The 13,624-nt window shown below is 52.7% G+C and carries 13 protein-coding genes; 6 read left to right on the top strand and 7 right to left on the bottom strand.

From position 1 onward, the window contains the following. Nucleotides 1–67 precede the first annotated feature (67 nt). The 7 genes from ychF to WMO64_RS11605 form a co-directional block, all read right to left on the bottom strand. Complete coding sequence (gene ychF / locus WMO64_RS11635) at nt 68–1,177, bottom strand: redox-regulated ATPase YchF (protein ID WP_349232091.1); 1,110 nt, start codon at nt 1,175–1,177, stop codon at nt 68–70. Between the two features lie 113 nt (nt 1,178–1,290). Continuing rightward, nucleotides 1,291–2,472 (bottom strand): site-specific integrase, encoded by a 1,182-nt coding sequence (locus WMO64_RS11630; protein WP_349232090.1) that lies wholly within the window; start codon nt 2,470–2,472, stop codon nt 1,291–1,293. A gap of 110 nt (nt 2,473–2,582) precedes the next feature. Continuing rightward, on the bottom strand, nt 2,583–2,789 hold the full coding sequence (locus WMO64_RS11625) for an excisionase (protein ID WP_349232089.1): 207 nt from the start codon (nt 2,787–2,789) through the stop codon (nt 2,583–2,585). A gap of 31 nt (nt 2,790–2,820) precedes the next feature. Then, nucleotides 2,821–3,684 carry an ATP-binding protein gene (locus WMO64_RS11620; RefSeq protein WP_349232088.1) on the bottom strand — a complete coding sequence of 288 codons (864 nt, stop codon included), beginning with the start codon at nt 3,682–3,684 and terminating at the stop codon, nt 2,821–2,823. Then, nucleotides 3,675–4,349: a replication initiator protein A gene (locus WMO64_RS11615; RefSeq protein WP_349232087.1), complete on the bottom strand. Its 675-nt coding sequence runs from the start codon at nt 4,347–4,349 to the stop codon at nt 3,675–3,677. The genes WMO64_RS11620 and WMO64_RS11615 overlap by 10 nt, the downstream gene beginning before the upstream one ends. Before the next feature lie 69 nt (nt 4,350–4,418). Next, on the bottom strand, nt 4,419–4,586 hold the full coding sequence (locus WMO64_RS11610; protein ID WP_349232110.1) for a hypothetical protein: 168 nt from the start codon (nt 4,584–4,586) through the stop codon (nt 4,419–4,421). A 24-nt stretch (nt 4,587–4,610) separates the two neighbouring features. After that, nucleotides 4,611–4,940, bottom strand: a complete 330-nt coding sequence (locus WMO64_RS11605) for a plasmid mobilization protein (RefSeq protein ID WP_349232086.1) — start codon at nt 4,938–4,940, stop codon at nt 4,611–4,613. Between the two features lie 642 nt (nt 4,941–5,582). Between WMO64_RS11605 and WMO64_RS11600 the strand changes: the two genes are divergently transcribed. From WMO64_RS11600 to WMO64_RS11575, 6 genes are all read left to right on the top strand, one after another. Further along, nucleotides 5,583–6,176, top strand: coding sequence for a type IV toxin-antitoxin system AbiEi family antitoxin domain-containing protein (locus WMO64_RS11600; protein WP_349232085.1), 594 nt, complete (start codon nt 5,583–5,585; stop codon nt 6,174–6,176). After that, entirely contained in the window at nt 6,173–6,997 is an 825-nt protein-coding gene (locus tag WMO64_RS11595) for a nucleotidyl transferase AbiEii/AbiGii toxin family protein (protein ID WP_349232084.1), read from the top strand. Before WMO64_RS11600 ends, WMO64_RS11595 begins: the two co-directional genes overlap by 4 nt. A 120-nt stretch (nt 6,998–7,117) precedes the next feature. Then, on the top strand, nt 7,118–8,881 hold the full coding sequence (locus WMO64_RS11590; RefSeq protein WP_349232083.1) for a site-specific DNA-methyltransferase: 1,764 nt from the start codon (nt 7,118–7,120) through the stop codon (nt 8,879–8,881). 13 nt (nt 8,882–8,894) lie between these two features. Then, on the top strand, nt 8,895–11,486 hold the full coding sequence (locus WMO64_RS11585) for a DEAD/DEAH box helicase (RefSeq protein WP_349232082.1): 2,592 nt from the start codon (nt 8,895–8,897) through the stop codon (nt 11,484–11,486). Nucleotides 11,487–11,701: 215 nt separating this feature from the next. Continuing rightward, nucleotides 11,702–12,904, top strand: a complete 1,203-nt coding sequence (locus WMO64_RS11580; RefSeq protein ID WP_349232081.1) for a recombinase family protein — start codon at nt 11,702–11,704, stop codon at nt 12,902–12,904. 13 nt (nt 12,905–12,917) lie between these two features. Further along, nucleotides 12,918–13,349: a hypothetical protein gene (locus tag WMO64_RS11575; RefSeq protein ID WP_178535791.1), complete on the top strand. Its 432-nt coding sequence runs from the start codon at nt 12,918–12,920 to the stop codon at nt 13,347–13,349. The last annotated feature ends 275 nt before the right edge of the window (nt 13,350–13,624 follow it).

Raw genomic sequence — 13,624 nt, 5'->3', positions numbered from 1 at the left:
GCCTCAGGCGAAAACGCTTGTACGGCGCGTGCCGCCCCGCGCTGCGGGGCCCCAGGAAAAGGGCCTGTTATACGTTGAACCGGAAGAGAACAATATCTCCGTCCTTCATGACATATTCCTTGCCCTCGGAGCGGACCAGGCCCTTTTCCTTGGCGGCGGCCATGGAGCCGCAGTTCTTCAGGTCCTCGAAGGACACCACCTCGGCGCGGATAAAGCCCCGCTCAAAGTCGGTGTGGATCTTGCCGGCGGCCTGAGGGGCCTTGGTGCCCTTCTTGATGGTCCAGGCCCGGCACTCGTCCTCGCCGGAGGTGAGGAAGGAGATGAGGCCCAGCAGGGTGTAGCTGGCCTTGATGAGCCGGTCCAGGCCGGACTCGGCGATGCCCAGATCGTCCAGGAACATCTTCTTCTCGTCGGCGTCCAGTTCGGCGATCTCGGCCTCCAGCTTGGCGCACACGGGGATCACCTGTGCGCCCTCTTTGGCGGCCAGCTCCTCCACGATCTTGTAGTAGGCATTGCCCTGGCAGTCGGCAAAGCCGTCCTCGTCCAGGTTGGCGGCGTAGATGATGGGCTTCAGGCTCAGCAGCTCGGAGGTGGCGATGAGGGCGGCGTCGTCCTCGTCGCACGCAAAGGAGCGGGCGGAGTTGCCGTCGTTGAGCCAGTCCTTCAGGGCGGAGAACACCTCCACCTCGTGGAGGTACTTCTTGTCGCCCTTGGCGGCCTTCTGGGCCTTGTCGATGCGCCGCTCCACCATCTCCACGTCGGCCATGATGAGCTCGATGTCGATGACGCCGATGTCGCCGGCGGGGTCCACGGGCACGTTGGTGCTGGTGTCGGCCACCACGTGCATGATATTCTCGTCGTCAAAGCAGCGGACCACGTGGACAATGGCGTCGCACTCCCGGATGTTGGCCAGGAACTTGTTGCCCAGGCCCTGGCCCTGGCTGGCGCCCTTCACCAGGCCGGCGATGTCCACGAACTCCACCACAGCGGGGGTGGTCTTCTTGGGGTGATAGAACTCGGAGAGCCAGTCCAGCCGGGCGTCGGGCACGGCCACCACGCCCACGTTGGGGTCGATGGTACAGAAGGGGTAATTGGCGCTCTCGGCGCCGGCGTTGGTAATGGCGTTGAACAGGGTGCTCTTGCCCACGTTGGGCAGACCCACGATACCTAATTTCATATATCTCTACATCTCCTTAAAAAATGCCGTATTTACAAGGTCTTTCGCACTTTGGCGTTTTGGCTACTACGCCATTTTTACGCCATTTACGCATGGACTTGTATTAAGTTATATCAACATACGCTACTGAGCTGAAATTGCTTGACCGCCTGATCCAGCGTTTCATCGGTCACATGGACATACCGATCCATTGTGGTTTTAATGCTGGCGTGTCCCAGCAGCTTTTGCAGCACTTTCGGCTGCATTCCGCTTTCGATCGCACGGGTTGCGTAAGTATGGCGTAGCGCGTGCATACAAAAGCGGTTGATCCCCGCTTCATCGCAAAGCTTATAGAGGTGGGTATCATAGGAACTGTTTTTTGCCGGTTCCCCTGTGCGCCAGTTGATAAAGACCAGATCATGCATCACAAGCCGGGAAGTAACGCCGGTGCGCCTGTCCATATATTCCAGCGTTTGCGACAGCAGGGGGGATTCTTTTCTGCCGCTCCGGCTATCCCATACCTCTTTCAGAATGTCATACGCTTTATCCGTCAAAGGAATGGTGCGATAGCTCTGCTGGGTTTTGGGAGGACCGGCACGCCAAACTTTCTGTGCGTGACGAAACTCCAAGGTTTTGTTTACCGTAAGCGTCCGGCGCTCAAAGTCGATTGCGTCCCATGTTAAGCCAATCATTTCCCCGGTACGCAATCCTGTTTCGAGGATGAGCGCATACTGGTTGTAATTGTGGGAGCGCCGTGCGGTTTCGAGAAAGAGGCGCTGTTCCTCCCGCGTCAGATAGTGAATATCATCCACAGCGCGAACGGGCTTTGAAAACCGAACGCCATCCATGGGGTGCTTTGCAATCAGGTCGTTCATCTTAGCAGCCTTAAACATTGTCCCCATCGTGATGTATGCCTGACGAATGGTGGAACCTGCGTAATCCGCATCCATCTGGATGAACACCTTTTTGCAGTGCATCGGTTTTACATTGGCGATCAGCATTTTCCCCATTACCGGCTGAATATTGCGGACATAGCGTTCCCGGTAATTTCTGAGCGTGTTGGGAGCCAGATCCCCGACAATATTTTCAATCCAGAAATTGAACCACTCATCAACCGTCGTATCGGTAGCCACAAATACATCATCGTGCTTATCGGCGTACTTTGCGTCCTCAATCCAGTTTCGCGCCTCGGGCAGCGTCTGAAAATACTTCTCATGCCGCTTCCCGACTCTATCAACAAATCGTGCGCTATACAATCCGTCCTTTCTTTGGTAGATACCCTTACCGCAGTCTTTTCCCTTGAGATTCTTTCCCATGGACGAGCTCCTTTCCCGCAGAGAAGAAAAGAGCACACTACTACACTATATAGTATAGCGCACGGTGCTCTTTTCCTCAAGGCTTCTCCGCGAATTTTTCAAATGCAATGTCAGATCACAAGCGCCTGACTGATGTACTGTTCAAACTCTTTGCGCTTCACCAATTTTTTGCTGCCCACAAAAAGCACGAACGGGCAGTTTGGCGAACGCAGCATACTGTCGATTTTATTGATTCCGATATTGCTGTACTCAGCGGCTTCTTTTGCCGTGAGTGTCATTTTCAGGTGGATCGGCACCTTGCCGACGGAATTTTCCATGTGATTGCCCCTTTCGTAGAATAGAAGTTCGTCAATTTTCCTGGTTCAAAATTTTCGCCGCCCGTTTCACATTTTCCGCAGCATTGCCCTTTCGGAAATTCTCGCCGTTAAACTGTATGGGGACGCAGATCTCCAAAACCCTGTCATAGATGCGGCGCTCATCCAGATCGGCAGCTTTCTGCATCACGGAAAGCGGGATATTGGTGGTAACAATCATCGGTTTGCCGGTCAACAGCCGCTTGTTGACCACATCAAACACGCGCTCCTTGCCGAAGCTGGTATTCCGTTCCGCGCCCAGGTCATCCAAAATCAGCAGCTCCGGGCGCATCAGCATTTTCAGGCAGGCATCCCGATCCGCGCCAAAGTTGCCCTGCATACGGTTCACCACATCGGATAGCCCGACAAACAGGACGGAAACCATTTTCTCTATCAGGGCGTTGGCGATGCAGCCTGCTGCATAGGATTTTCCGGTGCCCACATTGCCGAACAGAAGCAGCCCGGTTCCATCTTGGCGGAAAGCATCCCAGTTTTCGGAATAAGCTCTTGCCTTGGCAAGCTGTGGAGTCATCACTTCCGCGTTTTCAAACCGCCATCCGGCGGCGGGAATGTCCCGGAACGCTTCGGAGCGGAGCATGGCAATCCGGTTTAGCCGTTCCAGCTCCCGCTGCTCTGCTTCACGCCGTGCCCGTTCCTCAGCCGCGCATTTACAGGCAATCGGATGCTTGTTCAGCCCGTTTTTACAGTACTGTTCAGGAAAATAGGCTTCCTTGGGCGTGTGGCACTTGCCGCAGTATTTCAGCCCGTCATCCGGGTTGATGTAATCATCCGGGGCGGTGTTTAGGGTCTCTGCTGCCTCAACGATTGCAGCCATAATCGGCTTCACATTCACAGACATTCTCCTTCCTCATAGGTCTCTGTATAGTTGTAATTTTTACCGGGCTTCGGTTTGCTGTCCTCGTCCAGCCACTTGCGGATTGTAGCGTAATGGTTGGCATAGTGCTTTCCGCTGGATGCCATATAGGCCGACAGTCGGTTGATGTAGTCCTCATACTGGTCGGGATATGTCGATTGCAGTTCAGCCAATTCCCTGTCCAAAAGAAAAACATTCTGATACTGCCCAAAACAGCGGCGGGCGTTCTCCCTCCTGTTATTCTGACTGGAATCTGTTTTTTTCTTCTCTTTCTTACTTATGGGCAAATTTTGCCCCATACAAGGGGAAGATTCCAGCCCATCCATTGGGCAGATATTGCCCTCTGGACGGGAAGAAAGCTGCACCTCATCCGGCAGTTGCAAGAAAATATGGTTTGCCCGGTTCCAGCCTTGCCGGATGCGGGTGATAAGTCCCGCATTCTCCAACTCGGCCAATGCGGCCTTGACCGTTCGCTCGCTCCGGTTCAGGTCATTCGCCATCTGGCGGATGGTATAGATCACATAGACATCCCCATCCTCCGACACCCAGCCGGATTTCTGGGAGAGCTGTGTGCGCCCCAGCAGCAGGGCATAGATCAGTTTGGCATTGATCGAGTATTCGCCCCAAAGGATAAACCGGGGCAACGGCACGAAAGGCGGCAGCGGGGTATCGGTTTTGTAGTAGATGGTACATCACTTCCTTTCTCCGGCACAGGGCAATTAAGGCGGGCGGCGGGATCGTTTGGAGTGGTAATGTGGGCAGACGATCACCGCAGCACGGAAACTTTGTTTGCAGTTGTAGACGCACTTGCGGCACAAGGCGTTATAGGCGATGCGGCTCCGGTCATTCAGAAAGAAAGCCCATTCTTCTTTTCGTTTTTTACTCATACGCGGCATAGTGGCCTCCTGTCATTACAATTCCTTTCGCTGGGTCTCTTTGAGCAGCGACCAAATCTCGGCTTGCCGTTCTTTCAGTTCCACAACATCCTCAGCATAGAAATGCCCGGTGCTGTTGATGCGGCGGCAAATCTGGTTGATATTGCTGGCAGCCCGGCTGACGGCTGCGGCCAGTTTCTTCTGCTGGGTGTAATCCACATTGATGATGTAACCGTCAATCGCCATCTTGCGGAGATATGCACCCATGTTCCTGGTGCCGAGCTGCGCCATCTTGTTTTGGATGAGCCGCCGCTCCTGCTCGGTAACGCAGAACTCGATGCGGATCGGCCTTGTGCGTTCAGCCATTGGATATTCGCCTCCTCAAACTACAATGGACAATTTTTTGCGGATTGGGGGGGACACTCGAAAAAATATCCCCTTTCATATTTCAACGGACAGTTTCGGGCAAAAACTTGGTACCTGCTCAGAAAAAATTTCTCTCTCACTTTACAACGGACATTTTATTCGCAGATTAGCGGGTAAGGCGGGAATAAAATTTCCAAGCCGGAAAGTGCCTCCCAATTTACAACGGACACTTTTTAGGCTAAACGCAGGTATGGCAGCAAAATATTTTTGAACCGAATTCCCCTCCTACTTTACAACGGACATTTTCTCCGAGAAAAACAGGGGTCTGCCTGAAAAAAGTGAAAATAAAATGCTCCCGGCTTTGGAAAAAGCGGAAGCATCATGTTCTGCGGATATGAGATTTGAGAGAACAGCAAGCACAGCCGCTGTCCGTACACAGCGGCGAAATGAGCGTTCCGGCCTGTCAGCCAGTCTGCTCATTGGTTCTTGTTGGGAGCACCCAAACCCCTACTAATTCGCAAGAAAAATTGACTTGCATCATAATATCAACTCCAATTTTATCTTGATGCCATCAACACGACCGTTGACTATCATCGTGATTTTGGATATACTATTATCAGATTGTTATTGCGAGGTGAGCGGATGGACTATATGGCGGAACTCGCCGCGATTGCGAATAAAAACGGCGGCATTATCGAAACGAAAACAGCGGCGCAGCGCGGCATTTCCAAAGCAATGCTCTATAAGCTGTGCAAGGCGGAAAAGATTCACCGCATTGTCAAGGGGCAGTATGTTCTCCCGGAGGATATGCAGGACGAACTGCTGTCCATTAGCCGCCGGTCTGGAAAGATTATTTTTTCCCATGAAACGGCGCTGTTCCTTCACGGGATTTCCGACCGGACACCCTTTGAGCACACCGTAACCGCGCCCTCCGGCTGCATCCCGTCTGCGGCCATCAAAGCGGAGTGCAAGGTGTACTACATCAAACCGGAGCTGTTCGAGCTGGGCAAAACAATGCTGCAAACCCCCGCCGGAAACCCCGTTCCCTGCTACGATTTGGAGCGCACCATCTGTGATGTGATCCGCAGCCGCAACAAGATCGGGACAGAGACATTTTTATCGGCGCTGAAACAATACGCTGTCAGCCCAAAGAAGGATTTGAACCGGCTGGATGAGTACGCCCGTCAGATGCGGGTATCGGGCGTACTGCGCCAATATTTGGAGGTGCTACTGTGAGCAATGCCATGAGCCTGAAAGCGAAAATCCGCAACATCGCCAAGCAAAAAAATATCCCGGCGCAGGTCATTTTGCAGAACTATATGTTCGAGCGGCTTCTTGTCCGCCTTGCGGCCTCCACATATAAAGACAAGTTTGTGCTGAAAGGCGGAATGCTGGTAGCGGCCATCGTAGGGCTGGACAACCGGGCGACGATGGATTTAGACACCACGCTGAAAAACCTGCCCCTGACCCCGGAGACCATCCGCAGCGCACTGGAACAGGTGTCCGCCGTGCCCTTTGATGACGGCGTGGCCTTTGAGGTGGGGAAAATCTCTCCCATCCGGGAGGATGACATCTACGGCGGCTACCGTGTGATGCTGAACGCCCATTTTGACACGCTGATTACCCCGCTGAGTATTGATGTGTCCACTGGGGACGCCATTACGCCCCACGCGGTGCAGTACCAGTTTTCTGAAATTTTCGATGATGAAAAATCCTACGAGCTGTGGGCATACAACATCGAAACCGTTATGGCGGAGAAGGTGGAAACCATTCTGCGGCGTGGCGTGTTCAATACCCGCCCCAGAGATTTTTACGATGCGTACATACTGGCGACCACGCAGAAATTTGATAAGGCCGTGTTCGCCGAAGCGTTAAACGCCACCGCAGCCCATCGCGGCACCGCCCGGCAGATTGCGGATGTGCCCGCCATTCTGCGCAACATTGAGAGTAGCCGGGAACTCAAAGCCATGTGGGAAAAGTACCGCAAGCAATTTGCCTACGCCGCCCACATTGAGTACAGCCAGATCATGGATGTGCTGAAAACGCTGGTCGCCTGACAGCGGTCCGGACTCGAAATTAAGGCTCCCGCGCCTCAGCGTGGGTTCGATTGGACAAAATACGGCCCTCCCGATACGGGAAAGGTCTTTTACGATAGCAGCGACAGGGAGGAACGACCCATGCCTACATTGGAATGGATTGGAAAAGAGAAGGTCATCAACCACCATCAAGAGGTGCCCTTCCGGGTGCTTGACCGGCGATACAGCTTTGACGAGAATGGCCAGCACACCGAGGACAACGGCAGTGAGAATATGATCATCCACGGGGACAATCTGGACGCACTGAAGGCCCTGCTGCCCCGGTATGAGGGCCGGGTGAAGTGCATTTACATTGATCCTCCCTATAACACCGGCAACGAAGGTTGGGTGTACAACGACAATGTGAACGATCCCAAGATTAAGAAGTGGCTGGGCGAAGTGGTGGGCAAAGAGGGCGAGGACCTGACCCGCCACGATAAGTGGCTGTGCATGATGTACCCCCGGCTGAAACTGCTGCAAAAGCTGCTGGCCGAGGACGGATGTTTAATTATAAGCATTGGTCATCATGAACTGAATAATCTTGTCACTTTGTTGCGAGAGATTTTCGGATCAAAACAGATTGTTACCATCACAGTTCAAACTTCTGGAGGAAAACCATCGGGTGGTTTTAACTATGTCCATGAGTACTTGATTTTCGTTGTTCCTATGGATTTTCATGCGAATGCGCTTGATTTTTGTGGAGGCAATAATCGAACCCCATTTGAAGGGCTTACATTGAGTACTTTCGATAAAACACAGCGTCCGAATCAAACATATCCAATTTTTATAAATGACCAAGGCGTGCTTGTAGGTGTTGGAAAATCGTTACAAGACCAAATTAACGATGGAACATATACCGGAGAAAAGGCTGATTTTCCCTATGACTATTCTGTTGCCCCGCAGGGGACTGTCGCTGTATGGCCTGTAACCGCAAAGGGGAAACAATGTGTTTGGCGGCAAATACCGGAACGCTTGCAAAGCGACTGGAAAAAGGGATATATAAAAATTTCAAAAAACAAGAGTGGAAACAACCAGAACGAATTTAGCGTTCAGTACTTGCCGAGCGGTGTTATCAAAAAGATAACAAGTGGTGAACTGGAGGTTTTAGGTCACGAAGAAGGTGTTCCTACACTGCTTTTTGGAGATAATCAGACGGTAGGCGGGCAGGTACCTACTATATGGGCAGAAAAGTCCTTTTTTACTGTTAATGGCACACAGACACTCAAAGAAATTTTCCCGGAATCTCCCAAAAAATTTGATTATCCAAAGTCGGTTTCATTGATTGAAAGCGTCATTCAAGCTATAACGAAAGATACTGACATTGTGCTCGACTCCTTCGCTGGTTCCGGCACCACTGCCCACGCCGTCCTCAACATGAACAAGGCCGACGGCGGACACCGCAAATTCATCCTGGTGGAAATGATGGACTACGCCGAAAGCATCACCGCCGAGCGCGTGCGCCGGGTCATCCGTGGCTACGGCGAGGGCAAGAACGCGGTGGAGGGCACAGGCGGCAGTTTCAGTTACTACGAGCTGGGCGATCCACTGCTCATCGGCGAAAACCTGAACGAAGCCGTAGAGCCAGAAAAAATCCGGGAGTACATCTGGTTCATGGAGACCAAGACGCCCTACACGCCCGCCGCCGGGGACAGCCCCTATTACCTCGGCCAGCACAACGACACCGGCTATTACTTCTACTACGAGCCGCAGCGGATCACGGTGTTGGACTATGATTTCTTGGCTACCGTCACCGAAAAAGCAGGCGGCACCGTGATTTACGCCGACCGCTGCTCCATCGATGACAGCAAACTGTCGCAGATGGGGATTGTTTTCAAGAAAATTCCCCGCGACATCAGCCGCTTGTAAGGAGGCGACATACATGGAACTGAAAACCTATCAGCGGCAGGTCATCGCCGATTTGAACCGCTATCTGGAATTGCTGGACGAAACCAAGGATTATATCGCCTCCTTCCGCCTCTTTTGGCAGGAGAAGGGCGCGCCCACGCTGGGCATCTATCAGGATGTATTGCCCGGCGTTCCTAACCTCTGCTTCAAGGTGCCCACCGGCGGCGGGAAAACCTTTCTTGCCTGCAACGCTGTCCGGCCTGTGTTTGACGCGCTGCCGTTCACCAAGACAAAAGCGGTAGTGTGGCTGGTTCCGTCCGATGCAATTTTGACGCAGACGGTCAAAGCCCTGAAAGACCCGCGTCACCCTTACCGCCAGAAGATTGATGTGGATTTCGGCGGGCGCGTGGAGGTCTACACCAAACAGGAGCTTTTGAACGGGCAAAACTTCAACCCCACCGCCGTTACCGAACAGCTCTCCATTATGGTGCTATCCTATGATTCCTTCCGCGGACGGGGCAAGGAGGGTTTGAAAGCCTATCAGGAAAACAGCAACCTTGCCGCCTTTGCCAAGGCGCTGGGTGCGCCGGAAAATCCCATCGAGAAGGCGGACGAGACGGCGCTGTTTCAGGTCATCAATCAGCTCAACCCGCTGGTGGTCGTGGACGAGAGCCATCACGCCCGGTCGGAACTGAGCATCGAGATGCTTGCCAACTTCAACCCCTGCTTTGTGCTGGATTTGACCGCCACGCCCAAAAAGCGCAGCAATATCATCTCCTATGTGGATGCGGTGCAGCTCAAAGCGGAACACATGGTCAAGTTGCCGGTGATTGTCTATAATCGGGACAGTCAAGCCGAAGTGCTGATGGATACGATTGACCTGCGGGACAGGCTGGAAGAAATCGCTGCGGCAGAATGTCAGAACGGCGGAAAGTACATCCGCCCTATTGCCCTGTTTCAGGCCCAGCCGAAGGGCAAGGAGGACGCGACTACTTTTGAAAAGTTGCGGGCGGAGCTGGTGAACGCCGGGATTCCCGCCGAACATATTGCCATCCGTACCGCCGATGTGAACGAGTTGAAAAATGTGGACTTGCTGTCCCCGGATTGCCCGGTGCGGTACATCATCACCGTAAACGCGCTGAAAGAGGGCTGGGACTGCCCGTTTGCCTATATTCTGGCCTCCCTTGCCAACAAGACCAGTCAGGTGGATGTGGAGCAGATTTTGGGGCGCATTCTGCGCCTGCCCTATACCGCCGAGCACAGGGCAAAGGCCCTGAATATGTCCTATGTGCTGACTTCCTCCAACGATTTCAACGATACAGTGCAGCAGATCATCCGTGGGCTGAACAGCGCCGGTTTCAGCGACCGGGATTACCGCCTTGCCGAGCCGGTAGAACCGGTTAAGCCTACTCCAGTGCCGGAACAGCTTCCGACCATCGAACCAGAAGATTTTTCCGGATTGGACGGGAAATCCATCGGGGCAGAGCTGCAACGGCGCAGAGAAAGCGAAAATTCGCCGGAATCCGCCCCGAAAGCGGACAGTATGCTTGCCGAGGCCCAGCAGGCGGGAGACGCATACAATCAGGCGGTGCAGGGCGCGGACAACGACCCGTTTGCCGCCGCCCTTCCGTGGGAGGTGCGTGACAAGGTGAACACATTTCATATCATTCCCCAATATCGGGAGAGCGTGGACGGCCTGCTGATCCCACAGTTTTTCCAAGTGATCCCGCAGTCCCTGTTTACCGATGGGGATAAGGTGCTGTTGAGCAAGGAAATGCTTGCAGACGGCTTCACCCTGAAAGGCAAGGCATACGACATTGATTTTGCCGCAGCGGACGATGAGATCGTCAAAGTCGATGTGGAAACTGGCCGCAGTGTGCCGAGGGCTTACCAGATGGAAGCTGCCGACCAGCGATATTTCAAGGAGTATTTCAGCAGTTTACCCCCGGAAAGCCGCGTGCGCCAGTGCAAGGACATGATGATTCACCAGTTGGACAAGCTGAACATGGTGGATGGCAGCGATTTGCGCGCCTATGTCAATCTCATTGTGGACGGGATGGATCGGGAACAGCTTGCCGCGATGGAAAAAGCCCCGCTGGGCTTTGCCGCAAAAATCCGAGCTAAAATCGAGACTCTGCTGGATCAGCACTATAAGGAGACTTTCTTTACATGGCTTGACCGGGGCAAAATCGTGTGCGAACCCAATTACCGCCTGCCTGCGGCAATCCACCCCACGAGCAGTACGGCGATTTACGGAAGGTCGCTCTATGAGGCCGAGGAGGACATGAACACGCTGGAACAGGCGCTGGTAAAGCAGTTGACGGCCATTCCCAATGTACTGTGGTGGCACCGGAATATTGCCCGGCATGGCTTTGCCATCAACGGCTACTTCAACCACTACCCAGACATTATGATCATGACCAAGAGCGGTAAGATCATCCTTGCCGAAACCAAGGGCGAACACCTGAAAAACGACGACAGTCAGGAAAGAATCGAGCTGGGTGCGGCTTGGCGGAATGCAGCGGGAAATCGGTACCGCTATTACATGGTGTTCCGCGACGAGGAAAATCTGCCACATGGGGCGGTGAGCATGGGGCAGTTTTTGGAGACAGTCGAAGCCCTATAATAAGTGAATAACCGCATCTCATGGTTTCTGATGGGGCAGCAGAGAAATCTGCTGCCTTTTTCTTATGGTGACTACCCTGTGGGGATTCGTCCCGCAGGGGTTGTCATAAATAAACGCACAGGGAGGCGATACAGATGAAAAGACAAATTTGCGCAAAGGAGGTGGCATACCCATGCAGCACGGGAAAAAGGCTGTAAATTCGATGGAGGCAGGATATGGCAAAACCGCTTGACCCCAAGAAGATAGAATCGGCCCGTCAGTATAGCAGCTGTGCCGAGCGCAGGGAGCAGCGGCGGAAGCTCATGCAGGACGAGATTGCGGAAAATCAGCGCAGCAACGGCGTGATAGTGATTCCACCAAAAAAGTTGCAGGAAGTGCAGCAAGAGCGCCCAAAACTCCGTGTTGCGGCGTATTGCCGCGTCAGCACACAGGAAGAAGAACAGGTTGGCAGTTTTGATATGCAGGTCCGTCATTTTACCCAGCGGATTGAAGGAAATCCCGACTGGGAGCTGGTGGAAATCTATCAGGACGAGGGCATCAGCGCCACGACCGTCAAAAAGCGCCTTGGTTTTCAAAAAATGATTGCCGATGCAGTGGACGGGAAAATTGATCTGATCCTTACCAAGAGCATCAGCCGCTTTGGCCGGAATATTGTAGACATACTGGATAACCTGAATGTTCTTTCTGCGCTGAATCCTCCTGTCTCGGTGGAATTTGAGACGGAGCACATCACCTACACGGGCGATGGAAAGAACAATCTGTTAATCGTTCTTCTGTCCGCGCTGGCAGAAATGGAGTCCCAGCAGAAAAGCGAGGCCATCAAAGCGGGTATTCGCTGGCGGATGGCCGAGGGAATTTACAAATTCTCTGTACAGAATACGCTGGGCTTCTACCGCGACCACTTTGGCCGGTTGGTCATTGAACCGACTGAGGCGAGGATTGTTGAGTATATCTACGAGAGCTATTTGGAAGGAGCAACACCGTCAGAGATTGCGGCTGCGCTGACAGAACAGGGAATCAAATCCCCTATGGGCAATGATAGCTGGTCTGTCGGTACCGTCCGCAGCATCCTCCGAAACGAAAAATACTGTGGTGATGCCTTGATGCAGAAAACCTATACTAAGGATTTTCGCACCCACAAGTCGGTGAAGAATACAGACTTGAATATGTATTTCAAGGAAAATCACCATACGGCAATTATCAAAAAAGAGGACTGGCTGAAAGTACAAAAGCTGTTGTCTGAGCGGCACACTTCGCCCCATAAGGCGAAACTGCGTTTCCTGAGTAACCGCTTTGTCGCTCACCGCGTCAAGGATGGCCTGTTCAAAGGGTATTTGATTCTTGATTCCCGGTGGTCTCCTGCTGAACGGCAGGAATTTATGAAAATTGTCGATGACACACAGGATAACACGAAATGAAAGGATTTTTACAATGAATTTCGATTTTTCTGCTCTGAATTTTGAAACGATTGATTCCAACATCAACGCTTACCCGGATATGTACATCAACCAGAACGGCGTCACCTTCACCAAGAAGGTGCTTGAAGATCTGGGGTATCCCGCCTATGTGCTGTGCCTGCTAGATGCCAAGGCGAAGGTATTCGCAATCCGTATGTGCAAGAGTAACGAGCCGAAGGGGTTTAAGTTTTCTAAGCCGCGGGGTGAACAGAAGGGCGTTGTGACGATTTCCAGCAAGAATCTTCTGGAACCGCTCCGCGCTGCCACGGGCGAGGATTGGGTTCCGGGCAAGCGGTACCGCGTTCGCGGTTTCTGGGTCGCTGATGCGAAAACTATGTGCTTTGATTTGAACGAGGGCGTTCAGGAAGATTTCCGTCCGAATCCTACCAATAGCGATGCCAAGTAAGCACAGAACCGTTTGACCGTATAACCGTATAAAAGAGATGAGCACGGCCCGTTTGTATAGGCTGTGCTCATCTTTGTTCTTTCTCAAAGTAGTAGTGCTCTTTTCCTTCTGCAAATTAGCCGATTTCTCTACGCCATTTTTACGCCATTTCTGCGTGGGACTGCATAGAGAAATATGAAGTTATAATTTGGTTGGTTTTGCGTAAAACCGCGCTATATCAGGCTTTAGCGGCGTTTATGGAGAGGTATGGAGATATAGAATCCGGCGTTTGAACG

Origin of the sequence: Pseudoflavonifractor intestinihominis (genome assembly GCF_040096055.1) — a bacterium.
Lineage (GTDB): Bacteria > Bacillota > Clostridia > Oscillospirales > Oscillospiraceae > Pseudoflavonifractor > Pseudoflavonifractor intestinihominis.
Note: the sequence above shows the minus strand (reverse complement) of the source record. Positions and strands in the feature narration are given on the sequence as shown.